The organism is Evansella sp. AB-P1 (assembly GCF_029688925.1).
Lineage (GTDB): Bacteria > Bacillota > Bacilli > Bacillales > Salisediminibacteriaceae > Evansella.
Genome location: NZ_JARUKY010000010.1, coordinates 54,089 through 79,887, shown reverse-complemented (window position 1 = coordinate 79,887; position 25,799 = coordinate 54,089). Strand labels below are relative to the sequence as shown.

The 25,799-nt window shown below is 36.3% G+C and carries 29 protein-coding genes; 28 read left to right on the top strand and 1 reads right to left on the bottom strand.

Annotated elements, in window-relative coordinates; all coding sequences use genetic code 11:
- The first annotated feature begins 40 nt into the window (after nucleotides 1-40).
- The 8 genes from fapR (at nucleotide 41) to QA612_RS12055 (ending at nucleotide 6,879) form a co-directional block, all read left to right on the top strand.
- The gene (gene fapR, locus QA612_RS12090) at nucleotides 41-601 is read left to right on the top strand and encodes a transcription factor FapR (RefSeq protein ID WP_481804437.1); all 561 of its coding nucleotides are present in this window, start codon (nucleotides 41-43) and stop codon (nucleotides 599-601) included.
- A gap of 20 nt (nucleotides 602-621) precedes the next feature.
- Nucleotides 622-1,620: a phosphate acyltransferase PlsX gene (gene plsX / locus QA612_RS12085; RefSeq protein WP_278284072.1), complete on the top strand. Its 999-nt coding sequence runs from the start codon at nucleotides 622-624 to the stop codon at nucleotides 1,618-1,620.
- Between the two features lie 6 nt (nucleotides 1,621-1,626).
- Entirely contained in the window at nucleotides 1,627-2,568 is a 942-nt protein-coding gene (gene fabD, locus QA612_RS12080) for an ACP S-malonyltransferase (protein ID WP_278284071.1), read from the top strand.
- Nucleotides 2,569-3,309 carry a 3-oxoacyl-[acyl-carrier-protein] reductase gene (gene fabG, locus QA612_RS12075; protein ID WP_278284167.1) on the top strand — a complete coding sequence of 247 codons (741 nt, stop codon included), beginning with the start codon at nucleotides 2,569-2,571 and terminating at the stop codon, nucleotides 3,307-3,309.
- Between the two features lie 61 nt (nucleotides 3,310-3,370).
- Complete coding sequence (gene acpP, locus QA612_RS12070) at nucleotides 3,371-3,604, top strand: acyl carrier protein (RefSeq protein ID WP_278284070.1); 234 nt, start codon at nucleotides 3,371-3,373, stop codon at nucleotides 3,602-3,604.
- A gap of 84 nt (nucleotides 3,605-3,688) precedes the next feature.
- The gene (gene rnc, locus QA612_RS12065) at nucleotides 3,689-4,450 is read left to right on the top strand and encodes a ribonuclease III (RefSeq protein ID WP_481804436.1); all 762 of its coding nucleotides are present in this window, start codon (nucleotides 3,689-3,691) and stop codon (nucleotides 4,448-4,450) included.
- A gap of 893 nt (nucleotides 4,451-5,343) precedes the next feature.
- The gene (locus tag QA612_RS12060; RefSeq protein ID WP_278284069.1) at nucleotides 5,344-5,877 is read left to right on the top strand and encodes a sigma-70 family RNA polymerase sigma factor; all 534 of its coding nucleotides are present in this window, start codon (nucleotides 5,344-5,346) and stop codon (nucleotides 5,875-5,877) included.
- A gap of 6 nt (nucleotides 5,878-5,883) precedes the next feature.
- On the top strand, nucleotides 5,884-6,879 hold the full coding sequence (locus tag QA612_RS12055) for an anti-sigma factor (RefSeq protein WP_278284068.1): 996 nt from the start codon (nucleotides 5,884-5,886) through the stop codon (nucleotides 6,877-6,879).
- Nucleotides 6,880-7,022: 143 nt separating this feature from the next.
- Here the strand turns inward: QA612_RS12055 and QA612_RS12050 are convergent, their stop codons facing one another.
- Nucleotides 7,023-7,247, bottom strand: a complete 225-nt coding sequence (locus tag QA612_RS12050) for a DUF1128 domain-containing protein (protein WP_278284067.1) — start codon at nucleotides 7,245-7,247, stop codon at nucleotides 7,023-7,025.
- A 181-nt stretch (nucleotides 7,248-7,428) separates the two neighbouring features.
- Between QA612_RS12050 and smc the strand changes: the two genes are divergently transcribed.
- The 20 genes from smc to dprA all read left to right on the top strand — a co-directional run bounded on the left by smc (nucleotide 7,429) and on the right by dprA (nucleotide 25,569).
- Complete coding sequence (smc, locus tag QA612_RS12045) at nucleotides 7,429-10,998, top strand: chromosome segregation protein SMC (protein ID WP_278284066.1); 3,570 nt, start codon at nucleotides 7,429-7,431, stop codon at nucleotides 10,996-10,998.
- 126 nt (nucleotides 10,999-11,124) lie between these two features.
- Nucleotides 11,125-12,123 (top strand): signal recognition particle-docking protein FtsY, encoded by a 999-nt coding sequence (ftsY, locus tag QA612_RS12040; protein ID WP_278284065.1) that lies wholly within the window; start codon nucleotides 11,125-11,127, stop codon nucleotides 12,121-12,123.
- A 59-nt stretch (nucleotides 12,124-12,182) separates the two neighbouring features.
- Complete coding sequence (locus QA612_RS12035) at nucleotides 12,183-12,560, top strand: putative DNA-binding protein (protein WP_278284165.1); 378 nt, start codon at nucleotides 12,183-12,185, stop codon at nucleotides 12,558-12,560.
- Between the two features lie 12 nt (nucleotides 12,561-12,572).
- A complete protein-coding gene (ffh, locus tag QA612_RS12030) occupies nucleotides 12,573-13,925 on the top strand; it encodes a signal recognition particle protein (protein WP_278284064.1) in 1,353 nt (450 codons plus the stop codon).
- Between the two features lie 121 nt (nucleotides 13,926-14,046).
- Complete coding sequence (gene rpsP / locus QA612_RS12025; protein ID WP_278284063.1) at nucleotides 14,047-14,319, top strand: 30S ribosomal protein S16; 273 nt, start codon at nucleotides 14,047-14,049, stop codon at nucleotides 14,317-14,319.
- A 39-nt stretch (nucleotides 14,320-14,358) separates the two neighbouring features.
- On the top strand, nucleotides 14,359-14,586 hold the full coding sequence (locus QA612_RS12020) for a KH domain-containing protein (protein WP_278284062.1): 228 nt from the start codon (nucleotides 14,359-14,361) through the stop codon (nucleotides 14,584-14,586).
- A 209-nt stretch (nucleotides 14,587-14,795) separates the two neighbouring features.
- Nucleotides 14,796-15,215, top strand: a complete 420-nt coding sequence (locus QA612_RS12015) for a YlqD family protein (RefSeq protein ID WP_278284061.1) — start codon at nucleotides 14,796-14,798, stop codon at nucleotides 15,213-15,215.
- The gene (gene rimM, locus QA612_RS12010; RefSeq protein WP_278284060.1) at nucleotides 15,205-15,732 is read left to right on the top strand and encodes a ribosome maturation factor RimM; all 528 of its coding nucleotides are present in this window, start codon (nucleotides 15,205-15,207) and stop codon (nucleotides 15,730-15,732) included. The genes QA612_RS12015 and rimM overlap by 11 nt, the downstream gene beginning before the upstream one ends.
- Complete coding sequence (trmD, locus tag QA612_RS12005; RefSeq protein ID WP_278284059.1) at nucleotides 15,729-16,472, top strand: tRNA (guanosine(37)-N1)-methyltransferase TrmD; 744 nt, start codon at nucleotides 15,729-15,731, stop codon at nucleotides 16,470-16,472. Before rimM ends, trmD begins: the two co-directional genes overlap by 4 nt.
- Before the next feature lie 119 nt (nucleotides 16,473-16,591).
- Entirely contained in the window at nucleotides 16,592-16,933 is a 342-nt protein-coding gene (rplS, locus tag QA612_RS12000; RefSeq protein ID WP_278284058.1) for a 50S ribosomal protein L19, read from the top strand.
- 317 nt (nucleotides 16,934-17,250) lie between these two features.
- Entirely contained in the window at nucleotides 17,251-17,796 is a 546-nt protein-coding gene (lepB, locus tag QA612_RS11995) for a signal peptidase I (protein ID WP_278284057.1), read from the top strand.
- Between the two features lie 12 nt (nucleotides 17,797-17,808).
- Nucleotides 17,809-18,657, top strand: coding sequence for a ribosome biogenesis GTPase YlqF (ylqF, locus tag QA612_RS11990; RefSeq protein WP_278284056.1), 849 nt, complete (start codon nucleotides 17,809-17,811; stop codon nucleotides 18,655-18,657).
- Nucleotides 18,658-18,865: 208 nt separating this feature from the next.
- Nucleotides 18,866-19,642: a ribonuclease HII gene (locus QA612_RS11985; protein WP_278284055.1), complete on the top strand. Its 777-nt coding sequence runs from the start codon at nucleotides 18,866-18,868 to the stop codon at nucleotides 19,640-19,642.
- Nucleotides 19,643-19,945: 303 nt separating this feature from the next.
- Nucleotides 19,946-21,256, top strand: coding sequence for a hypothetical protein (locus QA612_RS11980; RefSeq protein WP_278284054.1), 1,311 nt, complete (start codon nucleotides 19,946-19,948; stop codon nucleotides 21,254-21,256).
- Nucleotides 21,253-21,570, top strand: coding sequence for an EscU/YscU/HrcU family type III secretion system export apparatus switch protein (locus tag QA612_RS11975; RefSeq protein WP_278284053.1), 318 nt, complete (start codon nucleotides 21,253-21,255; stop codon nucleotides 21,568-21,570). Before QA612_RS11980 ends, QA612_RS11975 begins: the two co-directional genes overlap by 4 nt.
- Nucleotides 21,571-21,622: 52 nt before the next feature.
- Nucleotides 21,623-21,799: a hypothetical protein gene (locus QA612_RS11970; RefSeq protein WP_278284052.1), complete on the top strand. Its 177-nt coding sequence runs from the start codon at nucleotides 21,623-21,625 to the stop codon at nucleotides 21,797-21,799.
- A 1-nt stretch (nucleotide 21,800) separates the two neighbouring features.
- Nucleotides 21,801-22,067: a DUF3905 domain-containing protein gene (locus QA612_RS11965; protein WP_278284051.1), complete on the top strand. Its 267-nt coding sequence runs from the start codon at nucleotides 21,801-21,803 to the stop codon at nucleotides 22,065-22,067.
- 436 nt (nucleotides 22,068-22,503) lie between these two features.
- Nucleotides 22,504-23,667: an ADP-forming succinate--CoA ligase subunit beta gene (gene sucC, locus QA612_RS11960; protein ID WP_278284050.1), complete on the top strand. Its 1,164-nt coding sequence runs from the start codon at nucleotides 22,504-22,506 to the stop codon at nucleotides 23,665-23,667.
- Nucleotides 23,668-23,683: 16 nt separating this feature from the next.
- Nucleotides 23,684-24,589 carry a succinate--CoA ligase subunit alpha gene (gene sucD / locus QA612_RS11955; protein ID WP_278284049.1) on the top strand — a complete coding sequence of 302 codons (906 nt, stop codon included), beginning with the start codon at nucleotides 23,684-23,686 and terminating at the stop codon, nucleotides 24,587-24,589.
- 95 nt (nucleotides 24,590-24,684) lie between these two features.
- The gene (gene dprA, locus QA612_RS11950; RefSeq protein ID WP_278284048.1) at nucleotides 24,685-25,569 is read left to right on the top strand and encodes a DNA-processing protein DprA; all 885 of its coding nucleotides are present in this window, start codon (nucleotides 24,685-24,687) and stop codon (nucleotides 25,567-25,569) included.
- The last annotated feature ends 230 nt before the right edge of the window (nucleotides 25,570-25,799 follow it).

Sequence of the window (25,799 nt, the reverse complement as noted above, 5' to 3'; positions counted from 1 at the left end):
CTATATACTACTATTAGTACCTAGTCATAGTATGGAAGTGATGAATGTGAGAATATCAAAAAAACAACGGCAACCATTGCTTAAAGCTAAAATAGAAGAAAATCCTTTTATTACTGATGAAGCATTAGCCGAAACTTTTCAAGTCAGCGTACAGACAGTTCGTCTAGATCGCTTAGAATTAAATATTCCAGAAGTAAGAGAACGGATTAAAAACGTAGCACAACAGCAATATGACACGGTTAAAGCTCTTACGATTGATGAGGTTATTGGTGAGGTTATTGATCTTGAATTAGATAAACAGGCTATTTCTATTTTAGATATTCGTGATGAACATGTTTTTTCAAGAACGGGAATTGCAAGAGGTCATCACTTATTTGCACAAGCTAATTCATTGGCAGTTGCCATTATAAATGATGAATTAGCATTAACCGTAAACGCAAATGTATCATTTAAGCGAAGAGTAAAAGTAGGAGAACGAGTAGTAGCTAAAGCTCAAGTGAAAGAGATAGGGCAAGTGCGAACAACGGTTGAAGTGAATAGTTATGTGGAAAAAGAGCAGGTTTTTCACGGAGAATTTTATATGTTTCGTCAAGAACAATAAAGTTAAGGATGGTGTAATTAATGAAGCTTGCTGTTGATGCAATGGGGGGAGACAATGCCCCAGAAAGCATTATTAAAGGTTGTGAACTAGCTTTACAAGCTTATTCAGATTTAGAAATTGTTCTAGTTGGTAAAGAAGATGAAATAAAAAAATATATTCAACCTACAGAACGTATTCAAATTTTACATACAGATGTAACAATTGAAGGGGATGATTCTCCTGTTCGAGCCGTTCGTCGTAAAAAAGATTCATCCATGGTGCTAGCTGTCCAGCAAGTAAAGGATGGCAATGCTGATGCTGCTATTTCTGCAGGTAATACTGGTGCACTTATGACTACTGGCTTATTAGTTGTTGGACGTATAAAGGGAATCGAACGACCGGCATTATCACCTATGCTGCCAACTCTTGATGGGAATGGTTTTTTATTGTTAGATGTTGGAGCCAACATGGAAGCAAAACCGTCTCACCTTGTTCAATATGCCCTAATGGGTGACGTTTACATGCGGAAGGTTCGAAAGGTTCAAAAACCTCGAATCGGTTTATTAAATGTAGGGACAGAAGCTGGAAAAGGAACAGATTTGACTAAGCAAGTATTTGCAATGTTAAAGGAAAGCTCCGTTGAATTTGTTGGAAATGTTGAAGCAAGAGATTTATTGAACGGAGTTGCAGATGTAGTCATTTGTGATGGTTTTTCAGGAAATCTCGTTTTAAAGACTATAGAAGGAACTGCCATGTCATTATTTTCTGTTTTAAAAACAGAATTAACGTCTAATTTTAAAAATAAACTAGCAGCAGGAGTATTAAAGCCTGCTTTTAAAAAGGTAAAGCAACAAATGGACTATTCAGAATATGGAGGAGCAGGATTATTCGGTTTAAATGCTCCTATTATTAAAGCACATGGATCCTCTGATGAAGTTGCGTTTTTTAATGCTCTTAGACAAGCGAAAACCATGTGCGAAGAAGATGTTGTAACAACAATACAACATGAACTAAAAGATAATTATGAGGAGAAGGAGTAACTTACTATGAGTAAAATTGCATTACTTTTTCCGGGACAAGGATCTCAGCAAGTTGGAATGGGCAAAGAGCTATCTGAAAGCTACCCTATTTGCCATCAAGTATTTTCTAAAGCTGATGAAGTATTAAATGAATCCTTATCATCCCTAATTTTTAATGGGGATGAGGAAGAATTAAAAAGAACAGAAAATACGCAACCAGCCTTACTTACTACGAGTATTGGTATATGGGAAATATTAAAGGAAAAAGGGATTCAAGCTGATTTTGCAGCTGGACATAGTTTAGGGGAGTATTCGGCTCTCGTAGCTAGTGGAGCAATTTCCTTTGAAGATGCTTGCTTAGCTGTCCGAAAAAGAGGTCAATGGATGGAAGAAGCAGTTCCTAAAGGAAAAGGAACGATGGCTGCAATATTAGGGATGGATCGAGACACACTTGTTGGTGTTACGAAAGAAATAACGGAAACAGTAGACGTTGTAGAACCAGCTAATTTCAATTGTCCAGGGCAAATTGTTATTTCAGGTACAGTTGCTGGAGTACAAGGAGCATCAGAATTGGCCAAGGAAAAAGGTGCTAAACGAATCATTCCTTTATCAGTAAGTGGTCCTTTCCATTCTTCACTTATGAAACCAGCTGCTGAAAAAATGAAGGATCACCTTACAAATATTACGTTAAACGAACCAAGTAACCCAGTTATCGCAAATGTTACAGCAAAAGCAGTAAAGGAACCAGAAGCAATTCGTCAATACTTATATGAGCAAATCTATTCTCCTGTACTATGGGAAGATACGATTGAGACATTAGTCAATGAAGGCGTGAACACTTTTGTTGAATTAGGACCTGGGAAAGTACTAAGTGGTCTTGTTAAAAAAGTGTCTAGACGACTAAAGGTTCTACCTATATATGATAATGAAACGCTAGAAAAAGCTTTAGAAGCTTTAAGGGAGGTTTAAATTTTGAAGGGACAAAATGCATTAGTAACTGGTGGATCCCGTGGAATAGGGAAGGCAATCTGTTTAGGTTTAGCAAAACAAGGTGTAAACGTTGCTGTCAATTATTCAGGAAGTCAAGATAAAGCAGAAGCTGTGGCAGAAGAATGCCGAAGTTTCGGAGTAAAAGCAATGGCAGTTCAATGTAATGTTGCTGATAGTAATGCTGTTACAGATATGGTAAAAACGGTTATTGCAGAATTTGGTTCATTAGAAATTCTCGTAAATAATGCTGGAATCACAAGAGATACATTAATAATGCGTATGAAGGAAGAAGATTTTGATGCAGTTATTGACACGAATCTAAAAGGTGTGTTTAACTGTTCAAAGGCTGTAACTCGTCAAATGATGAAGCAACGGTATGGAAGAGTTATTAATATCTCATCTGTTGTTGGTGTATTAGGAAATGCAGGACAAGCAAATTATGTTGCAAGTAAAGCTGGTGTTATTGGATTAACGAAGTCAATGGCGAGAGAATTAGCAAACCGTAACATACATGTCAATGCTATTGCTCCTGGATTTATTGAAACAGATATGACAGAATCACTATCTGAAGAAATGAAAGAAGAGATGCTAAAGCAAATTCCATTAGCAAAACTAGGATCCCCAGACCAAATTGCATCAGTTGTTGCATTTTTGGCTAGTGACGCTTCCTCATACATGACAGGACAAACCCTTCATGTTGATGGTGGTATGGTAATGTAAACGAAATTAACTAGAATTTTTTAGCAAATTAACCTATAATAACTGAGAGGAGGTGAGCTACATGGCAGCCGTAATGGAACGTATCGCAAAAATCGTATCAGAACGTCTAGGAGTAGATGAAGCACAAGTAAAAGCTGAAGCTACTTTTAAAGATGATCTAGGTGCAGACTCCTTGGATGTAGTTGAACTAGTAATGGAACTTGAAGACGAGTTCGACTTAGAAATTTCCGACGAAGATGCTGAAAAGATCGCTACTGTAGGTGACGTTGTTGAATACATAGAACGTCATCAATAGTTTAAAATTACCCAAGCCCTACGTTGTATGGGCTTGGGCTTTCAAACATTAATAACCATAACTGAAAGAGTGATGGGGGTTCTCATGCAACAATCACGAAAGATACAAAGAAGGGGAATTAAGCGTCAAGCGAAAAAAATGAAAATGTCGACAGATCAAAAATTGAAATATCGTGATTTTTTACAATCTATTGATATAAAATACGAAAATCAGGATTTATTTATACAGGCTTTTACCCATTCATCCTATGTTAATGAACATCGTATTCGCCCACATGAAGACAATGAAAGGCTCGAGTTTTTAGGAGATGCTGTTTTGGAATTGGCCATCTCACAATATTTATTTAAAAATTATGAAAATATGAGTGAAGGAGAGATGACCAAACTCAGAGCTGCCATCGTATGTGAGCCTTCTTTAGCAAAAATTGCGGATTTACTTCATTTTGGAGATTATGTGTTACTAGGTAAGGGAGAAGAAATGACAGGAGGTAGGAGACGTCCTGCTTTACTAGCAGATGTCTTTGAATCCTTTGTTGGAGCACTTTATTTAGATCAAGGTATGGATGCGGTATATGAGTTTTTAGGCAACTTCGTTTATCCTAAGATCGCTGAAGGAGCCTTTGCTGATATGATGGATTATAAAAGTCAGCTTCAAGAACTCATTCAACGGGAAGGGCAAGGACAGATTCAATATAAAATAGTACAAGAGAAGGGCCCTGCCCATGCAAGAGAGTTCGTTTCTGAAGTTTGGTTAGAAACACACCAACTCGGTAAAGGGACTGGTCGTTCAAAGAAAGAAGCAGAGCAAATGGCGGCACAGAAAGCCTTAGAAAAAATGAATAAATAGTTTGACCAATTACGCCAAGAACGTAGTAAATAGAGGATAATTTGTATCCACTAATGTACACGAACTTGGCTTTTTTTGTTTGGATACATATGAAGGAGGCAAGTGCTGAGAAATTGCCCGTGAGAGCTAGGATGACGACATTACGGCGTTGCCCACAGGACATGGGCTGCACTTAGCCGTAATCGCCTGTTACGAATGCACCACCTTTGAATAGGTTATTTTCATCCCCCATGGTGCAAATGAATAGTTGCATCGAGGTCTACCCTGAAAATACGAAAGTCTCGCAAAGAGTGAGATAGTGGATTGCGGGATGAAAGAAGACGCCAATCTTCCCGCAAGCAGTGAAAAAGAGAAAATGCGGGATGAAAGAAGACGCCATTCTTGCCGCAAATAGTGAAAAAGAAAAAATGCAGGATGAAAGAAGACGCCATTCTTCCCGCAAACAGTGAAAATGTGAAAATGCGGGAAGAATGCGGGAAGATAGTATACCTTAGATACTTAGATAGAATATTTTCATCCCCCATGGTGCAATCTTCACTTGCATGGGCGGTCTACCCTGAAAATAGCTGTTATCAAACTTATAAGTTGTAACAAAAAAAGTTCAGATTAATTATTCGTTCCATCCCACTTTGCGTCCGCAAGAAACGGATGAACCACCTTTGTAAGAACATTTTCATCCCTCAGGGAGCAAATACCACTTGCATGTGAGGTCTACCCTGAAAATACGCGGTATAAAAGCAAATTGAAGTATCGACAAAAATAACTATTTCATCCCCCATGGTGCAAATTTCACTTGCATGTGAGGTCTACCATAAAACATATTTCCAAAAATATTATAAATAAGTGTAACATTTTCATTATACATCCGTTGTAAGAGTGGAAGGGGGACAGAAATGGAAAGAAAACGAAAAGAGAAAATAGAGGAAATCTATCGAACTTATGCAAAATCACTTTATCTTTATTTATTCCGTTTATCTGGATCCCAAACTGTAGCAGAAGATCTCGTACAAGATACATTTGTTAAGGCCACCATCTCACTATCCTTTTATCAAGATGAAGAAGTTAAGAGCTGGTTATTTAAAGTAGCTCGGCATGCTTATTTAGATGAATGGAGAAAGCAAAAAAGATGGAACTGGGTTCCGTTTAAGGAGTTAATTCACAGAAACAATCAAATGCTCGGTCCATATGAAGAACCAGAGGAGTATTTACTTTCTAAAGAGAGTGAAGCGAATGTAAATACCATATATAAACACATGCCAGAATCATATCGAGCAATTCTTTATTTACGTGAAGAGGAAGGGTTGAGCTATGAAGAATTAGCAACTGCACTTGATAGAAATGAAAATCAAATAAAAGTTACATTACATCGAGCAAGACAACGATTTAAAGAATTAGTAAGAACAAGATATAACAAAGGGAGGGAATAATGAAGAATGACTGAAGGATGGGACGATAAAAAAGAAAAAAGGGCAATACGAAGGTATAGAATTCATTTATTCGTTAAAATATTTCAAGCTATGATACTACTTTTTATAGTGTATTTTATATATACTGTTTCCACAATTACGATCTATGACAATACATTAAAAGGCGAACGACTTCATTCCTATTCTCAACTGTATGTGGATTGGGTTTTACCTGGTGTGTACGCTGACTTCGGGGGGGGGCATAGTACAGTGATCTCAAATTCCCTAACTCAAAGTACGTCTGTTCCTATGGCTAGAAGAATAGGGAAGGATGGTGTTCATGTTGGGAATATGAGTGTAGAAAAACGTTTACTAGCAGATTATACAAACAAGCATTTTAATTATCATCACCCAGATGATCGGCCTGAATTTAACTTTTACTTACCTGAAGATCCTAGAAACGGGTTTAGACTAGACGCAAATGAATCGCGAGGTGCATGGAACACTCTTGAAAAAGTTCATGATGGTACAGTAGCAGATTTAGCATTTTCTACGAACGAATATTATTCACCAGAGCAATTATTTGACTTACTAGAAGGTATTGATGTAGATGTAATTTGGATCCCCCTATATTTAGGGGAACTACAAATATTCGAAGAAGGTTGGATGATGGGCGGAAATAGTATTTCTGTTTCGCCTTGGGGCTTAACTCACGGACGTGGATTAGATGAAAATTATTTTATGGGTTACACTGCTTTTTTAGCACGCGAAACTCTAGAAGAGAATAGACAATTTATGATTGAAAATATGGAAAGACTGTACGAAGACGATCCAAAATTAGCGGAAGCTGTCTTTCATACCTCCTATTTTGAAGAAAGGTTAAATTATTTAAAGGAAAATGACTTTCAAGTGTATGGAGCAGTAGTAACTGGACCGACGAAAGAACTTTTAAAACTTAAAGGAATAGAAGAAATTCGAGGAGTTCAACTTGGGGAAATTGACTATTGGAACTGGGAAGAATAATAGTAATAAAAAGCTGCCTCCTTTAGGATGACTTCCACCCCTTTAGGAGACAGCTTTTTAAAAGGTCATGCTGAAAATAGTTATAACCAATATAGATAAATCATTCATTCGTTCTAGTGATGAGAGGGCGCTTTGCGCTTTTCTTATTTATCTCTCAAATTCCCTAGCTCAGAAACAATGGCATCCATTTCACTTACACTAAAGCGTTCCTTCTTTTTCACCATTAAATATAGCTCTTCCACATCATCGAAGCGATCTAAGGAGTAGTGTTCTGCTTTCATTGCTCCAGCATTAACTAACCTTAATTTTTCTTTTATTTCTTCAATCATAGCTGTTAAATTCTCTCTAGTTTTTTCACGGGTACTCATAAAAACATCCTTTCCAATATAAAATACCTATCAATTTCTTCTACTATTGTACCACGATATGCTAAAAACTCTAGTCTATCCAATTATCCGTTTAATCCTTTACCCTCTTTATGGTAAAATATATGAGTTAATTTAATTTATAAATGTATTTGAAAAATGAAAGTAATAGAGGTGAATGACATTGTTCCTAAAACGACTGGACCTCGTAGGTTTTAAATCCTTTGCTGACAGGATTTCCATCGATTTTGTAAAAGGGGTAACTGCTGTAGTTGGTCCAAATGGCAGTGGGAAAAGTAACATATCAGATTCTATAAGATGGGTTCTCGGTGAACAATCAGCAAAAAATCTCCGTGGTGCAAAAATGGAGGATGTCATCTTTTCAGGAAGTGACAGTAGAAAACCGTTAAATATGGCAGAGATAACGCTTGTTTTAGATAATGAAGATCAGCATTTATCTATTGATTATAATGAAGTAGCTGTTACACGTCGCGTATACCGTTCTGGAGAAAGTGAGTTCTTAATTAACAAACAACCATGTCGCCTGAAGGATATCGTTGAATTATTTATGGATTCTGGTTTAGGGAAAGAAGCTTTTTCTATTATTGGACAAGGACGTGTAGAAGAAATATTAAGTAGTAAATCTGAAGAACGACGAATGATTTTTGAAGAAGCTGCTGGTGTATTGAAATACAAAAACAGAAAACTGAAATCTGAAAAGAAACTAAATGATACGCAAGATAATTTAAATCGTGTGAAAGATATTATATATGAACTAGAAGCACAAGTAGAACCATTAAAAGAGCAAGCGTCAGTTGCAAATGAGTACCTTGAAAAGTCAGCAGAATTAAAGGAATTTGAAGTTGGCGTTCTTGTTAAAGAAATTGAACAGCTTCATGAAACGTGGATTGAGGAAAAGGAAAAGCTAGAATCTCTTCAAGACCATGAAAGTGGAATTCAAGCAACTGTGAAACAATATGAAGCAAATATTGAAAGATTAAGATCTGATATGCATACGGTGGACGAGTCTATTAATGATCTTCAAAACATCTTATTGAAAACAACAGAAGATCTAGAGAAGCAAGAAGGTCAACGAGAAGTATGGAAAGAACGTAAGAAAAATTTTGAACAGCATAGGGATCAATTTATTGAAGAGCTTTCAAGATTAAAAAAGGAAAAGGAACAACTTCATATTGAATTGAAGGAACAAGAGACCGTTCTACTAGAGCAGAATAAAAAGGTTAACGAAACGAGAGATACGTTAAGTAAACAAGAGGAACGTATGAGTGTTCTAGAACAGAATACAGCAGAACGGATTGAGCAACTAAAATCCGATTATATTGAATGGATGAACGAAAAAGCATCACATAAAAATGAAATTCGTTATCTTGATGAACAGATTCAAAAACAACAAGAAAAGCAATCGCGACAAGAAGATGATAATAGCGACCTTATTCGTAAGCGTCATGATATTTTAGAGAAGCTTGATGTAGCCCTTCGAGAATGGAACGATCAAAAATCGACCATTGATAGAAAATTAGAATTATACCATGAAAAAAAGAATTTGTTTGAAAGTAAAGAGGGGGAATATGGGAAGAAACAGTCATTACTATATGAGGCAATAAGACACGTGCAGCAATTTAAATCTCGAAAAGAGGTACTTGAGGAGTTACAAAATGATTATTCAGGCTTCTTCCAAGGGGTAAAGGAAATACTAAAGGAACGTGATCGCCAATTTCCAGGAATTAAAGGTGCTGTTGCAGAATTAATTGAAATTTCACCTAATCATCAAATAGCTATCGACATTGCTTTAGGAGCAGCCCAACAGCATGTTGTTGTTGAGGATGAAAAGACAGGAAGAAAAGGGATTGAATTTTTAAAGGAAAGACGTCTTGGTCGTGCAACATTTTTACCAATGGATGTGATCAGGCCAAGGAATATCCACATGAATGATGTTGCTGAAGCGAAGGAGCAAGTAGGCTTCGTCGGTGTAGCAAAAAATCTTGTTAAATATGAGACGAAGTATGAAAATATTTTTGCACATTTATTAGGCAATATTATTATTGCAACGGATATGAAGGCTGCCAATCTTATTGCACGAAAGGTACGTTATCGATTTAGAATTGTAACTCTAGAAGGTGATGTTATTAACCCTGGAGGGGCAATGACAGGTGGAAGCATTAAGCAAAAACAGAGTCAAATACTAGGTAGACAGCAAGAGTTAGAAAGAGTAAGTGAAAAGCTAGAAAAGCTAGAAGGAGAAACAGATAAACTTCAATTAGATGTTTCAGGTTTAAAAGAAGAGCTTGGTAATCTCCAATCCGAGATGAAAAAGCTTCAGAACGAGGGAGAATTAATCCGTGAAAAAGAACAAAAGAAAAAATCAATAGTAAATGAATTAGAGCTTGCAAAAAATAATGTTGACGAACGTTTGAAGATTTTTGATTTAGAAAAAAATGAATTTGAAGCAGAAGTTCAAGAACGGCAAAATAGAAAACAAGCCTTAATCGAAGCTGCTGATGAGTGTGATGAAAAAATCAAGCTATTAGAAAGGGAAATAGAAACCTTGTCCAAACAGCAGGAAGAGGAAAAATCCACAAAGGATTCCTTGTCCACAGAAATAACTGAATTAAAAATTCAATTAGCAAAAGAAGAAGAGCAGCTTCATTATGCAGAAGCAACTTTTAGCCGATTAAAGGATGCATTTGAACAAATATCTAATAATCATTCAGTAAAAGAAAATGAATTCTATCAGCTTGAAAAGGACATGTCATCTCAATCAGAGGATGCTGATTCCATTGATTATTTAATCGAAAATAAACGAAATGAAAAAGATCGTACCATTAACCTTATTTCAAAACGTCGTTCTGAACGCTTATTGCTCCAGCAAGAGCATGACGATGGCGAACGGGAGTTGAAGGAGCATAAGAGACAGTTAAAATTTACTTCTACAACATTACATGAAACAGAAGTAAAGGTTAATCGTCTGGATGTGGATTTAGACAACCGTTTAAATAAGCTTGAAGGAGAGTATGAATTATCTTTTGAAGCGGCCAAGCATCAATACCCTTTACAGACAGAGTTAATTGAAGCAAAGAAAAATGTGAAGCTTATCAAAATGGCTATAGAAGAATTAGGAGTTGTAAATGTTGGTGCAATAGAAGAATATGATCGGGTAAAGGATCGCTATAATTTCTTGTTAGAGCAAAAGGAAGATTTAGAGGAAGCAAAAGAAACCCTTCACCAAGTTATTTCGGAAATGGATGGGGAAATGACGAAACGTTTTAAAGAAACTTTTGATCAAATTCAAGTACATTTTCATGTTGTATTTAAAGAACTTTTTGGTGGAGGGCAAGCAGACTTACTATTGTCTAATCCTGAAGATTTACTAAATACAGGTGTCGATATTATTGCGCAGCCTCCAGGTAAAAAACTGCAGCACCTTGCTCTTTTATCTGGTGGGGAAAGAGCTCTTACTGCCATCGCCTTACTATTTGCTATTTTAAAGGTTCGTCCTGTTCCGTTCTGTGTTCTTGATGAAGTAGAAGCAGCATTGGATGAGGCAAATGTCGTTCGTTTTGCACAGTATTTAAAGGATTTTAGTCATGAAACTCAATTTATCGTTGTCACTCACCGAAAAGGGACAATGGAGGAAGCTGATGTCCTTTATGGAGTAACGATGCAAGAGTCTGGTGTGTCTAAGCTCATGTCTGTTCGCTTAGAAGAAAGTGAAAAACTAGTAGGTATGAAATAAGTTAAATGTGATGAGGCACTTGTACCATAGTGATATAAGGTCAGTAGGGTGTAATGAATGGTTATAGCTATAATAGGTTTTGCCTTAGCTATTATCATATAAAAGAGAGATGTTGGAGGAATTATAATGAGCTTTTTTAAAAAGTTAAAGGAAAAAATTACTCACCAAACGGATAGCGTAACGGAAAAATTTAAAGATGGATTAACGAAGACGAGAGATTCTTTCGTAGGAAAAGTAAATGATCTAGTAAAAAATTATCGTAAGGTAGATGAAGAATTTTTTGAGGAGCTAGAAGACATATTGATTTCCGCAGATGTAGGTGTCCATACAGTAATGGAACTTATTGATGAATTAAAAGATGAAGCACGTACGAGAAATATTAGTGATGCTGTAGATATTCAACCTGTTATTTCTGAAAAATTAGCAGAGCTACTACAAAAATCAGAAGAAGAAACAAAGTTGAATATGCAGGAAGATGGGTTAACTGTTATTCTATTTGTTGGCGTTAATGGTGTAGGAAAGACGACAACAATTGGGAAGATGGCTCATAAATTTAAGGAAGATGGTAAAAATGTTTTACTTGCAGCAGGTGATACCTTTCGAGCAGGTGCTATCGAACAGCTAGAAGTATGGGGGGAACGAGTTGGGGTTGATGTCATAAAACAGCATGCTGGTTCAGATCCTGCTGCTGTTATGTTCGATGCCATTCAATCTGCTAAATCACGTAATGCAGATATTTTATTATGTGATACTGCAGGAAGATTACAAAATAAAGTAAATTTAATGAAAGAGCTAGAAAAGGTTAAAAAGGTTATTACTCGTGAAATACCAGATGCCCCACATGAGGTTTTACTAGTTCTTGATGCCACAACTGGACAAAATGCTATGAGTCAAGCAAAGACGTTTGGTCAAGCTACTGACGTTTCCGGTATTGTATTAACAAAGCTTGATGGAACTGCTAAAGGTGGTATTGTTCTTGCGATACGTCACGAATTAGATATACCTGTTAAATATGTAGGTCTTGGAGAAGGAATGGATGATTTACAAGAGTTTCAAGCCGATCAATACGTTCACGGATTATTTGCAGACGTCCTTGAAAAAGCAGAAGAAGCAGCAGGGGAATAACGGCGCCTTCCGCTTTCGTTTGACAAGATAAAAACTTGACAGTCTTTCGATTCTCTTATATGATTAGTTATTGTAAAGTAAAACACCTTAACAAGGCGGTGTTCCTCTTGATTGAAAAAACGATCCGTATGAATTATTTATACGATTTTTATCAACAGCTTCTAACGGAAAAGCAAAATCAATACATGGTGATGTATTATCTAGATGACTTATCGTTAGGGGAGATTGCTGACCATTTCCATGTGAGCCGTCAAGCAGTTTATGATAATATTAAGCGTACAGAGACTTTGTTAGAGGAATACGAGAATAAACTTTTGCTTTTCAATCGGTATGGTGAACGTCAACAATTACTTCATCAATTGAAATCAGTTGTAAAAGAGAATGGAAGTCCCGATAAAATGATCGAGCTCATTGAATCTCTCGAGAATCTGGAATAGGGGGCAAAATCAATGGCATTTGAAGGTTTAGCTGAACGGCTTCAAGGGACGTTAAATAAAATTCGTGGAAAAGGAAAAGTTTCTGAAGCGGATGTAAAGGAAATGATGCGAGAGGTTCGTCTTGCGCTACTTGAAGCTGATGTAAATTTTAAGGTTGTTAAAGAATTTATTGCAAAAGTAAAGGAACGTGCAATAGGGCAAGAAGTGCTCCAAAGTCTTACTCCTGGACAACAAGTTATTAAGGTTGTAAATGAAGAACTTACAGCACTTATGGGTGGCGAACAAAGCAAAATTGCTGTTTCTACTAAACCGCCAACCGTTGTTATGATGGTAGGGTTACAAGGGGCAGGTAAAACAACAACAACTGGCAAGCTTGCTAACTATCTGCGTAAAAAGCAAAATCGTCAACCGTTAATGGTTGCAGCAGATATCTATCGCCCTGCAGCTATTAAACAGTTAGAAACACTTGGGAAGCAATTGGATATGCCGGTTTTTTCAATGGGAGATAAAGTAAGTCCTGTTGAAATTGCGAAGAATGCAATGGATAAGGCAAAAGAGGATCATCATGACTATGTGCTAATTGATACTGCAGGTCGTCTTCACGTAGATGAAGATCTCATGAAGGAATTAGAGGAAATTAAGGAATTAACAAAACCTGATGAAATTCTACTCGTAGTGGACGCTATGACAGGTCAAGATGCAGTTAATGTTGCAGAAAGTTTTAACGAACGCCTTGGTATTACAGGTGTCGTTTTAACAAAGCTCGATGGAGATACACGTGGAGGGGCGGCACTTTCAGTTAAAGCTGTCACCGATACCCCTATTAAGTTTGCAGGTATGGGTGAAAAGGTTGATGCACTTGAACCGTTTCATCCTGAGAGAATGGCATCTCGAATTTTAGGGATGGGTGATGTCCTTACCTTAATAGAAAAAGCGCAGTCATCTGTTGATGAGGAAAAAGCGAAAGAGCTAGAACGTAAAATGCGTACGAATGATCTTACATTCGACGATTTTTTAGAGCAATTAAATCAGGTGAAAAGTATGGGTCCTTTAGATGAATTATTAAACATGATGCCTGGTGCTGGGAAAATGAAGGGCTTAAAAAATGTGCAAGTGGATGATAAACAGCTTGGGCATATTGAAGCGATTGTTCAGTCTATGACAAAGGCTGAAAAACAAGATCCATCTCTTTTAAATGCAAGTCGCCGACGTCGAATTGCTAAAGGTAGTGGTACCTCTGTACAAGAGGTTAACCGTCTGATTAAGCAGTTTGGGGAAATGAAAAAGATGATGAAGCAAATGTCTGGGATGCAAAAAGGAAAAGGTAAGAAGAAAAAAGGTGGCTTTAATCTTCCGTTTATGTAAAAATTACGGATTTATCAATAAAAATTCATGTGTAAAGTTTTTTTACTTTACTGGGGTTGTACCTTTGTAAAGTTTATGATAATATACTTAATTGTGTGAATGATATTTGGAGGTGAAACACATGGCAGTTAAAATTCGTTTAAAGCGTATGGGAGCTAATAAATCTCCTTTCTATCGTGTAGTGGTAGCTAACTCGCGTTCTCCACGTGATGGTCGTTTTATTGAAGAGCTTGGAATTTACAATCCATTGAAAAACCCAGTGGAATTTAACGTAGATGAAGAAAAAGCGTTGAAATGGATGTTAGATGGTGCAAAGCCTTCTGACACAGTTCGAAACTTGTTCTCAAAAGCAGGCTTAATGGAAAAGCTTCACAATGCGAAGAATGTTAAGTAATGTGCTTCGTGTGGAAATAACCCATAGAGGGTGAGTGTCTTGAAAGAACTCGTGGAATCAATTGCAAAGGCTCTTGTAGATCATCCAGATGATGTTCGTGTGACTGAAGTGGAAGACGGTAGATCTCTTACGCTAAAGCTTGAAGTACACGCGGATGATATGGGGAAAGTAATTGGCAAGCAGGGTCGTATCGCTAAAGCGATACGTTCTGTTGTTAACGCAGCAGGAGCCAACAAAGACAAACGTATTAATTTAGAAATTGGGTAAAGGGTGAGGGAATTCCTCTCCCTTTTTCCATATATATTTTTAGCTATGAAGAGAGAAACTACAGGTGTGTAAAGGGATTCACGAACCTATAGTGGCAATGGAGTCATTGTATGTTGGAAACACACTAAACAATGTTTTAATAATGATGAAATAAATAATTGATTTGCTATAGAAATCATAACCGCTACATTAAAACGGAGGTGAAAAACTTGGAAATTATAAAAAAAGTAGTTGTTAAACAGATTCTCACAGAAAAAAGTAAAACGAGGCTAAAGGAACAATTTTTGAGTAAACAGTATCAACTAAACAAAGAGATTCAACAACTAGAATTCGTTCTACATAAAAAGCTAAAAGAAAATAAAAATAATTTAAATTATCAAACTTCATTAAAAGAGAGCTTTAAACGGGAAGTAAGTAGAAGGAAGGACCGATTAAGACAATTAGAGCTAAAACTTGGTCAATTAGATGAGTTAGCGTTAGGTGCTGAAGTTCGTGAGGGAACAATTCAGATGATTGAGACGGTTGAAGAAGGCGATAATTGGGAAGAAATAATGAAGGGTACGGAAATTGTAATTAAAGATGGTGTTGTTTTTGAACTTCGTCAAGGAGGCATGGAAGATGACGAATGATTGGCTTAATGTGGGAAAGATAGTGAATACTCATGGTATTCATGGTGAAATCCGAGTAATTTCTCGAACGGATTTTCCAGAAGAACGCTATGCTATTGGAAATACCCTCTATGTCCTAACGAACAAGGGTGAAAGATTTCCTTTAGAGATTATGTCTTGGCGCCAACATAAACAATTTGACTTACTCACATTTAAAGGGTACACCAACGTAAATGACGTTGAGCAATTTAAAGGTCAGTTATTGCAGATTCATGAAAACTCCTTGAACGATCAGTTAGATGAAGGTGAGTTTTACTATCGCGATATTATTGGTATGACTGTTCTCACAGATACAGGGGAGGAGTTAGGGAAAGTAAAAGAAATATTATCCCCTGGAGCTAATGATGTTTGGGTCGTACAAAGGAAGGAAAAGGGAAAAGACATCCTTATTCCATATATATCTGATGTTGTAAAGAAAGTAAATAAGAAAGATCAGAAGGTGATCATTCATCCAATGGAAGGGTTGATTGATGAATGAAGATCTCTGTATTAACATTATTTCCAGAGATGTTTTCAGGTGTTTTTCAAAGTTCAATATTAAAACAAGCTCAAAATAAGGGTATTGTAGAATATGATGTGGTTAATTTTCGAGATTATACAAAGGACAAGCATAATCGTGTAGACGATTACCCTTATGGAGGGGGAGGTGGTATGGTATTAACACCTCAACCTGTTTTCGATGCTGTTAAAGCAACTAAGCTAGGAGAAGAGAGTAAAAAGTCTTCACGAGTCATTCTTTTATGTCCTCAGGGAGGACGGTTTGATCAAAAAAAAGCGGAAGAATTGGCTAAAGAAGATCATCTCATTCTCATTTGTGGGCATTATGAAGGCTACGATGAAAGAATTCGTGAATATCTTGTGACAGATGAAATATCTATTGGTGATTTTGTGCTCACTGGTGGTGAAATAGGAGCTATGGTTATTGCTGATAGCGTTACGAGGCTACTACCTGGTGCTCTCGGAAATGATACATCAGCCATTACGGATTCGTATAGTACTGGTCTATTAGAATACCCTCATTACACCCGACCTTCCAAATTTTTAGAATATGAAGTACCAGAAGTGTTGTTATCAGGTCACCATCAACGGATTGAAAAGTGGCGTCGTGAGCAATCTCTAAAGAGAACCTTTGAACGCCGTCCAGATTTATTGAATCAACTTCAATTATCAAAAGAGGATGAACAATTTATTCAACAATTAAAGAAATCTACTGAATAGTAGTTGTGATCGTCCTTTAGCTATGGTATTATAAATTTTGTGGCTTTTAGTCACTTTATCAAGATATTCCGCTGTCCTCAAAGTGACATGAATGTCTGGAGGGAAAGGAGGCGAACAGAATGGAACAAATTATTCGTGATATTACGAAAGAGCAATTGAAAACTGATCTTCCAGATTTCCGTCCTGGAGATACATTACGTGTACACGTTAAGGTTGTTGAGGGTACTCGTGAACGTGTCCAGGTGTTCGAAGGTGTAGTAATTAAGATTAAAGGTTCTGGAATCAGTGAAACATTCACTGTTCGTAAGATATCTTATGGTGTTGGTGTTGAACGTACATTCCCAGTACATTCACCACGTCTTGATAAGATTGAAGTGGCTCGTCGTGGTAAAGTACGTCGTGCTAAGCTTTATTACTTACGTGAACGTCGTGGTAAAGCAGCTCGTATTAAAGAAAGATAATCAATTTTTACTTCAAAGGGGGCTTGTTACAAGCTCTCTTTTTCATATTTTTGAAGTGTATATATAACCTTCACGGAGATACTCCCTTTCGTACATACTAAAAAATATAATAGGCGTTAATTTTATTCTGAAAAATCCATATCAATTCTATTCATTTATGTAGTATATATCCCGATATAATATGATAAAATGGATAGAAATCAAGAAGAGTGTTTTTAGGATGGTGTAAGTTGCAACAAACGGTAAGCTATTTACATGGAGCCTATAAATAGAAATAATCGTAACAAATTTTCTTTAAGCTGGAGGGAGAAGCCTAAATGACAAAAGTGGAATCATGGGAATGGATTAAAGCGGTGGCAGTTGCTCTATTACTCGCTATCATTATTCGCTATTTCTTATTTGCGCCAATTATAGTAGATGGGCAGTCGATGATGCCTACTTTGGAACATAATGATCGCATGATAGTAAATAAGATAGGTTACACCATTGGGGAGCCAGATCGATTCGATATTATTGTATTTCATGCTCCACAAAACAAAGATTATATTAAACGAGTAATTGGTCTTCCTGGGGACACATTATATTATGAAAATGATATTTTATATATTAACGGGGAACCGGTTGAGGAACCTTATTTAGATGAATATAAGGAAAATGCATCGAGACTTCCGTATACAGCAGATTTTCATCTAGAAGATACAATACCTTATAATGAAATTCCTGAAGGTCATGTATTTGTTTTAGGTGATAACCGACAACATAGTAAAGATAGTCGTCATATTGGATTAATTCCATATGAAGAGGTTGTGGGAAAGGCAAATTTCGTCTTTTGGCCATTCTCTGAATTACGTATCGTTAACTAGGAGGTATTCATAGTGTCAATACAGTGGTATCCAGGACATATGGCTAAGGCTAGACGTGAAGCAAAAGAAAAACTAAAATTAATAGATGTTGTAATCGAATTAGTCGATGCAAGAATACCACTCTCTTCGAGAAACCCTGTTATTGATGAGTTAGCAAAAGGGAAGCCTCGAATTATGTTATTAAATAAGACTGATTTAGCGGATCCGAAGATTAACGAATTATGGACAAGCTATTTTAAAGAAAAGGATTTTGCTGTATTACAAATTGATGCTCAAAAAGGAACTGGAGTAAAAAAAGTTCCTCCGCTAGTATTGCAGCAAGCAACACCACTGTTAAATAAATGGAAGGCCAAAGGAATGAATCCTCGACCTATAAGGGCATTAATTCTAGGGATCCCTAATGTAGGTAAATCAACGATCATAAATCGATTAGCGAATAAGAAAATAGCAAAAATCGGAGATAAACCAGGGGTAACAAAGGCACAACAGTGGATCAAAGTAGGAAAAGAGATGGAATTGTTAGATACACCAGGAATCTTGTGGCCGAAGTTTGAGGATGAAGCTGTTGGCTTCCGTCTTGCACTTACAGGAGCTATTAAAGAAGAAATATTTGATTTTCAGGAGTCAACTTTGTTTCTATTACGTTTTTTAAGTAAATATTATCCTGAACGCTTGAAAGCCAGATATCAGCTTGATTTAATTCCAGAAGATGTAGTGGAGCTTTATGACGTCATAGGGCGTAAGCGTGGATGTCTCATGAGTGGTGGGTTAATCGACTATGATAAGGTTGCAGAAATATTGTTCCGAGAATTTCGATCAGGAACCCTAGGAAAAATATCATTAGAGTTACCACCTCAATAATAAAAAGCTAGGCGCGCATCTGTGCGTGCCTTTTTTAAAAGAAAAGAAAGTATAAAATTTTCACTCTACGTAAGGTGTCTAGGAGACAGGTCGTTGATGATTTAACCTTTGCCAACAGGACGTAGGCTGTACTTAGGTTAAATTGAGGCGCCTTGAACTTTATCTTATAATGGCACAAAATGTAAGTATAATAAGGGGTAATATACATATGACAAAGGTAAATACGATTGATGAAATTAGAACTACACTTTCCATGATTGAAGACATTGAAGATCCGTTTATAAAATCGGTTCAAACAGATGATAGAAAAGGTGTACAAAAACTCTATGACTCCTGGTATAAAAAATATAAAAAAAATCAAGAGATACAAGAAATGTTTTACGAAATGAGAGAGCACGAGGAAAAATTATGGGCTGATGGATTTCATTATATTGGTGGAGTTGATGAAGTAGGTAGAGGACCTTTAGCTGGTCCTGTAATTGCATCTTGTGTGGTATTGTCTCCCAATTTTTATTTACCAGGCTTGACAGATTCTAAAAAACTTTCAAAAGAAAAACGAGAATATTTTTTTCGAAGAATACAAGAAAATGCACTAGCTATTGCTGTTGGCATGGCAACAGCAGCTGAAATTGATCAGATCAATATCTATGAAGCTACGAAGCTAGCAATGAACCGTGCAATACATAAGGTTAATGTAGATTATTTATTATTAGATGCAATGACGTTAACGAATGATCTACCGCAAACATCATTAATAAAAGGAGATTCAAAAAGTATAAGTATCGCAGCCAGCTCCATCATTGCAAAAGTGACAAGAGACAACTATATGACGGAGTTATCAACTGTCTATCCACAATATGGGTTTGAAAAACACATGGGGTATGGTACGAAAGAGCATATTCATGCATTACGAAAACATGGAGTAACAAAAGAGCACCGAAGTACCTTTTCTCCCGTGAAAGAAGCTATGTCACTCTTTGATTAGCATATAAACAATTCTTTTAAAATATTTATAATTTTTTTCTAACATTGTTTAGGAGTCAGGACGTCGATGATTTAACCGTTGCCCACAGGACGTGGGCGTTCTTAGGTTATATTGATGCGCCATCACCTTGTGTCAAATAACCTGTCCGCATAAAAAGTAAAAAGTACTTTTTAACGGCCAGAACATTTGCATATCGGTGGGAGACAGGATGTTGATATTACGCCGTTGCCTATAGGACATAGGCTGTACTTAGGCGTAATTGGGGCGACTTGCGCTTTTCTTATAATAAAGGAGAGGATCTTAATGTTTCAATCGATGTTGTTACAAAATATCATTCATGGCATTGATCCTATACATGCTAAAACAATTCATTTAAAGCAGGGGCAGATCTTTAAGGGGATAGTGACTAAAATATATCCTGGAGAGCTTGCCCAATTAAAGCTTGGAAGCTTAGTCTTAACAGCAAAGTTAGAAACACCACTTGAAAAAGGAAAACCTTACTTGTTACAAGTAACCGGTGGGGACAACGTACCTCGTTTGAAGGTGCTGGAAAATATCTCCCTTTATGAGAATAAAAATATGAAGGGACAAGTGTTGCAGCAAATGGGCATACAAGATGGTAATAAGAATACAGAAATGCTTGTACAGAAATTAATGGATGGACATATCCCCTTTACGTCGAAAGAAATTCGAGAAGGAAGTACATTATTACAACAACTAAATGTTAGTAATGTTGATACTATTAATGTGATGGTTCAAATGATAAAAAAGGGGTTACCGTTAACAAAGGAAACTTACTTAAGCATGGTATCATTATTATCTAATCAGTCTATCGGAGAAGGTATCCTTACTTTAGAACAGGGATTAAAAGAATACAATTTACATAATCAATTTTCATCATTATACGGGGTTTTACAGAATCTTACTAAGGATTCTCAAATAGAACAAATTTTACAGATGAGTAGTGGAAATAATGCCAATCAATTGTTACATGGTATTTTAAGTCAACTAGGACTACATTATGAAAATTTATTACAAAAAAACTTTCAATTAGATACAACACTTCAATATAGAAACATGTTAAAACCACTCTTGATTGATTTTTTAAATCAGACGACAGGTCAGTTCTTAACGATCAGAAAAGATGCTGAATTTCTCCTCCATCGCTTTACTGGAAACCAACTCCTTTCCATGGAAAATCAAGGTCCACTGCAAAACATTGTCATGCAGATACCTTTATTTTTCATGGGGAAAAACAGAGACATAACAGTCCAATGGCAAGGTAGAAAAAAAGAAAATGGTACTATTGATAGCGATTATTGTAGAATTTTGTTTTATCTTGAAATGGCATATCTTTCAGAAACGGTGATAGATCTCCAAATTCAAAATAGAATCGTTTCTTTAACGATTTATAATGAAAACGATAAGCCGGAGGATTTCCAGAACCATTGGTTTTTTGTTTTAAAAAAACAACTGGATTCATTAGATTATAGATTATCATCAGTAAAGTGGAATGAACCTCATAAAGTAGTTAGTGACAATAAATATGAAAGGAAATCAAATATTTATACGGATAAGAACGATAGTGTTATAGGGGTGGATGTTCGAATATGAAAAAAAGAATAGATATAGAAAATATAAATACAATAGATACTCAGGTAAGAAAAAAACGTGCAGTTGCATTAGGATACGACCAAAAAGTAAACGATGCCCCGATAATAAAAGCTTCAGGAAAAGGGTTTGTTGCAGAAGAAATCATTAAACGAGCTTTGGAAGAAGAAATCCCAATACAAGAGGATGCTTCATTAGTAGAAATCTTATCACAATTAAATATTAATGAACGTATACCACCAGATTTATATGGCGTTGTTGCAGAAATTTTTAGTTTTATTTATCAGCTTGATCAATCAAAAGGAAATAATTCCTAAGTGTCATGAGGGAATAGTGGGTCATCCTATTACTAAAAGGAGGGGTGATCTAATGACGAAACGTTCTCGCATTGTTCCTAAAGAAGCAGAACAGTTAATGGATCATTATAGAGAGGAAATTGCGCAGGAATTTGGGATATTTCAGTCTTCAATACAAACAGATCAACAAGCAAATATGCACTCTGTAACACGAAAAATTGTTAATAAAAATCAAAAAGGAAAGAAGTAAAATGAAGAAAAAAAGGGAATTTGAACCAAATCCTGAGACTCCTCTTGAACATTGGAACGAAAATATTGATCCAGCCATTATGTCTGGAGATCATTGGGTAGAGGAAGAAGAAGCTCCACTTATTGATGAAGAAGAAAATAGATCTCGTGTTCCTCTAGAAACACATGCAAAAAATAAAATGTTACCAGGCGAACATTTCATGCATCCAACACATCAGGTTGGGGAGAAAAAGTGGCATGAAGATGAAAATGAAGATTCTACTGAATAACTCAGTAGGATCTTTAATTTATTTGCCATGCTAAAGGATAGTGTTTCCTGCTGGAGTCGTTGCCTTCCACTACTGAACCTTCTCAATTTTCAGGGTAGACAATTTTTTAAATATTTTTCTGAGCATTTATTCACAAAATTGTCGAAAAGTATAGTAAAATAAATATTGTGTGATAAAGTAAGAATTGTTTGATTAATTATTTTCTATTAAATGAACTTAATCAACTTACATATCGCCAAATTGTTACTATTTCTTGAATTTTTTTTTCGAGAAACAGGATTTGCTTATATTTTAGCGAATCCAAGTTATGAAGTTATGATTAGATTCGTAAACTAAACGTTGATAATCATAACAAAGGATGTATAAGTCATACTAGTTATGACAATTTTAGTTGTGAAATGATTTCGCAACAAATTACTCAGTAAGGAGGATGGCTATGAATATCCATGAGTATCAAGGTAAAGAACTTTTAAGAAATTATGGCGTTGCTGTTCCAAATGGAAAGGTTGCCTATTCCGTTGATGAAGCGGTGGAAGCGGCTAAAGAATTAGGAACACAAGTATCAGTAGTGAAGGCCCAAATCCACGCAGGTGGTCGTGGTAAAGCGGGGGGAGTTAAGGTTGCAAAGAATCTTGACGAGGTACGTACATACGCTGACGAAATTTTAGGAAAGACGTTAGTAACTCACCAAACTGGACCAGAGGGAAAAGAAGTTAAACGATTACTTATTGAAGAAGGCTGTGACATTAAAAGTGAATATTACATTGGATTAGTGGTAGATCGTGCTACTGATCGAATCGTCATGATGGGTTCTGAAGAGGGTGGAACGGAAATTGAGGAAGTTGCCGAAAATACCCCTGAAAAAATCTTTAAAGAAGTTGTAGACCCGGTTGTAGGCTTAATGCCATACCAAGCAAGAAGACTAGCATTCAATATTAACATCCCAAAAGAACTTGTTAGAGAAGCGGTTAAATTTATGATGGGACTTTATCAAGTATTTGTTGATAAAGATTGCTCGATTGCAGAGATTAACCCTCTAGTAACGACAGGTGATGGGAAAGTAATGGCGTTAGATGCAAAGCTTAATTTTGATTCCAATGCTCTTTATCGTCAAAAAGATATTTTAGAGTATCGCGATTTAGATGAAGAAGATCCAAAAGAAATTGAAGCTTCGAAGTTTGACCTAAGCTATATTTCTCTAGATGGAAACATCGGATGCATGGTTAATGGTGCAGGTTTAGCGATGGCTACAATGGACATTATTAAGCACTATAAAGGAGATCCAGCTAACTTCCTTGATGTTGGAGGCGGAGCAACAAAAGAGAAGGTTACTGAAGCATTTAAAATCATTCTTTCTGACGAAAACGTAAAAGGTATTTACGTTAACATCTTCGGTGGAATTATGAAGTGTGATGTTATTGCAGAAGGTGTTGTTGCAGCAACGAAAGAAGTTGGCTTAGAAATTCCACTAGTAGTTCGTTTAGAAGGAACAAATGTGGACTTAGGTAAGAAAATACTAGAAGAATCAGGATTAGATATTACTGCAGCAGGATCCATGGCAGATGGGGCAGAAAAAATCGTTTCTCTAGTTAAAGCATAGAAAGGCGGGGATAATTATGAGCATCTTGATCAACAAAGAGACGAAAGTCATTGTTCAAGGTATTACTGGTGCAACTGGTCTATTTCATACAAAGCAAGCAGTTGAATATGGTACAAACATTGTTGGTGGAGTAACACCTGGTAAAGGTGGTACGGAGGTTGAAGGAATTCCTGTTTTTGATACTGTATCACAAGCGGTTGAAGCTACAGGTGCAAATGCCTCAGTAATATATGTTCCACCACCATTCGCTGCAGATGCGATTATGGAAGCAACGGATGCAGGTGTTGAACTTGTTATTACGATAACAGAAGGCATTCCTGTGACCGATATGATTAAAGTAAAGCGTTATTTAGAAGGAAAGAATACACGTTTGATAGGGCCGAACTGCCCAGGGGTTATTACTCCTGAAGAATGTAAAATTGGAATTATGCCAGGTTATATCCATAAAAAAGGTCATGTTGGTGTTGTGTCCCGTTCAGGTACATTAACATATGAAGCTGTACACCAATTATCTACTGAAGGTATTGGTCAATCCTCTGCAGTAGGTATTGGTGGAGACCCTGTTAATGGAACAAATTTCATTGACGTTCTAAAGCTATTTAATGAAGACGAAGATACTTATGCTGTCATTATGATTGGTGAAATCGGTGGTACAGCGGAAGAAGAAGCAGCAGAATGGATTAAAGCCAATATGAAGAAGCCTGTTGTAGGCTTTATCGGTGGTCAAACAGCACCTCCTGGAAAGCGTATGGGGCATGCTGGTGCGATTATTTCCGGTGGTAAAGGTACAGCAGCAGAAAAGATCAAAACGCTTGAAGCAGCAGGGGTAAAGGTTGCAGAAACCCCAGCTGTAATGGGTGAAACATTAATCTCTGTTCTTAAAGAGCAAGGGATCTTTGAAAAGTGTGTAACACATAAGTAATTAATAAACGTTCAAATAGCCCTCGATAATTGTCGAGGGCTAACCTTTATGCCCCTTTTTCTCCCCCCTACTCCCCATTGAAAGGACGAAATATATTGAATAGAAAACAAAGAAATTTACTTCTCTTACATTATTGTGCCTGTGGTAATTATCAACTCGTAAAAAAGTTTTATGACCACGATCCTACTTTCGCAACGATTCATCAGCTGACTCCTCAACAACTAATTAACCAACTCAAAATTACTAAAAAAAAATCATACGAATTAGTATTAAATTTAAGAAAAGTAAATGTAAACAGTCTACTACAGGAATATATAAGAAAAGACATTCATTATCTAACAATTTTTGACGATGACTATCCTAAATCATTAAAAAGTATTTACGACCCTCCATGGATAATCTACTTTCAAGGAAATAAATCCTTATTATATAACCATATGTCTTTAAGTGTCGTTGGAACTCGTCACCCTAGTAAATATATTTATGAAGAATTACAGAAAATTCTTATTCCAGTAATCAAAAAGGATGTCTCAATAGTAAGTGGCCTAGCTTTAGGTATTGATCGTATGGCCCATGAACTTACCCTTAATAATAATGGAAAGACTATAGCAGTTCTGGGTTTTGGATTAGATTGGGTTTATCCTGCTGCACATTCCTCCTTATTTCAACGAATGAAAGAAAAGAACCTTATAATCACAGAATACCCTCCATATCTTAGGCCGCAAAAGTGGCATTTTCCAGAACGTAACCGTATTATAAGTGGCTTATCCTCTGCTACTTTTGTTGTTGAAGCAAAAGATAAAAGTGGTTCCTTAATTACTGCAGACCTAGCATTACAACAAGGAAGAGATGTTTTTGCTTTACCTGGCAGAATTTCTAATGTAGAATCACAAGGAACAAATAAACTTATACAGGACGGAGCAAAAATAATTCTAAGTGAAAATGATATATTAGAGGAATATTTTTGGGCTCAGCTGTAAAAATTGAAAAAAGACAGTCTATCTCTTATTCATAAAGAAAAGTGATTTGTTCGAAAAATTCAAAAAATATTTTTCGGCTTAAAAGGCTGATATATTAATGTTTCTATTGTATTCTTTTCTAATATTTCTCATTTCATGTTTGACAAACTATAATAGTGTGTTTAATAATAGGGAAGATTTTACTTTACTTATTCGTTTGAATAAGATACTATTTGAATAATTTACCTCTA

Bases quoted from the DNA above. Each gene is read 5' to 3' on its own strand.
- QA612_RS11980 (WP_278284054.1), top strand. From the start codon at position 19,946: ATGTTTCAATCGATGTTGTTACAAAATATCATTCATGGCATTGATCCT.
- QA612_RS12055 (WP_278284068.1), top strand. From the start codon at position 5,884: ATGACTGAAGGATGGGACGATAAAAAAGAAAAAAGGGCAATACGAAGG.
- QA612_RS11975 (WP_278284053.1), top strand. From the start codon at position 21,253: ATGAAAAAAAGAATAGATATAGAAAATATAAATACAATAGATACTCAG.
- QA612_RS11965 (WP_278284051.1), top strand. From the start codon at position 21,801: ATGAAGAAAAAAAGGGAATTTGAACCAAATCCTGAGACTCCTCTTGAA.
- fabD (WP_278284071.1), top strand. From the start codon at position 1,627: ATGAGTAAAATTGCATTACTTTTTCCGGGACAAGGATCTCAGCAAGTT.
- rimM (WP_278284060.1), top strand. From the start codon at position 15,205: ATGACGAATGATTGGCTTAATGTGGGAAAGATAGTGAATACTCATGGT.
- rnc (WP_481804436.1), top strand. From the start codon at position 3,689: ATGCAACAATCACGAAAGATACAAAGAAGGGGAATTAAGCGTCAAGCG.
- ffh (WP_278284064.1), top strand. From the start codon at position 12,573: ATGGCATTTGAAGGTTTAGCTGAACGGCTTCAAGGGACGTTAAATAAA.
- QA612_RS12035 (WP_278284165.1), top strand. From the start codon at position 12,183: ATGATTAGTTATTGTAAAGTAAAACACCTTAACAAGGCGGTGTTCCTC.
- lepB (WP_278284057.1), top strand. From the start codon at position 17,251: ATGACAAAAGTGGAATCATGGGAATGGATTAAAGCGGTGGCAGTTGCT.
- sucC (WP_278284050.1), top strand. From the start codon at position 22,504: ATGAATATCCATGAGTATCAAGGTAAAGAACTTTTAAGAAATTATGGC.
- QA612_RS12050 (WP_278284067.1), bottom strand. From the start codon at position 7,247: ATGAGTACCCGTGAAAAAACTAGAGAGAATTTAACAGCTATGATTGAA.
- acpP (WP_278284070.1), top strand. From the start codon at position 3,371: ATGGCAGCCGTAATGGAACGTATCGCAAAAATCGTATCAGAACGTCTA.
- rpsP (WP_278284063.1), top strand. From the start codon at position 14,047: ATGGCAGTTAAAATTCGTTTAAAGCGTATGGGAGCTAATAAATCTCCT.
- fapR (WP_481804437.1), top strand. From the start codon at position 41: ATGAATGTGAGAATATCAAAAAAACAACGGCAACCATTGCTTAAAGCT.
- rplS (WP_278284058.1), top strand. From the start codon at position 16,592: ATGGAACAAATTATTCGTGATATTACGAAAGAGCAATTGAAAACTGAT.
- QA612_RS12060 (WP_278284069.1), top strand. From the start codon at position 5,344: ATGGAAAGAAAACGAAAAGAGAAAATAGAGGAAATCTATCGAACTTAT.
- ftsY (WP_278284065.1), top strand. From the start codon at position 11,125: ATGAGCTTTTTTAAAAAGTTAAAGGAAAAAATTACTCACCAAACGGAT.
- QA612_RS11985 (WP_278284055.1), top strand. From the start codon at position 18,866: ATGACAAAGGTAAATACGATTGATGAAATTAGAACTACACTTTCCATG.
- QA612_RS11970 (WP_278284052.1), top strand. From the start codon at position 21,623: ATGACGAAACGTTCTCGCATTGTTCCTAAAGAAGCAGAACAGTTAATG.
- sucD (WP_278284049.1), top strand. From the start codon at position 23,684: ATGAGCATCTTGATCAACAAAGAGACGAAAGTCATTGTTCAAGGTATT.
- trmD (WP_278284059.1), top strand. From the start codon at position 15,729: ATGAAGATCTCTGTATTAACATTATTTCCAGAGATGTTTTCAGGTGTT.
- plsX (WP_278284072.1), top strand. From the start codon at position 622: ATGAAGCTTGCTGTTGATGCAATGGGGGGAGACAATGCCCCAGAAAGC.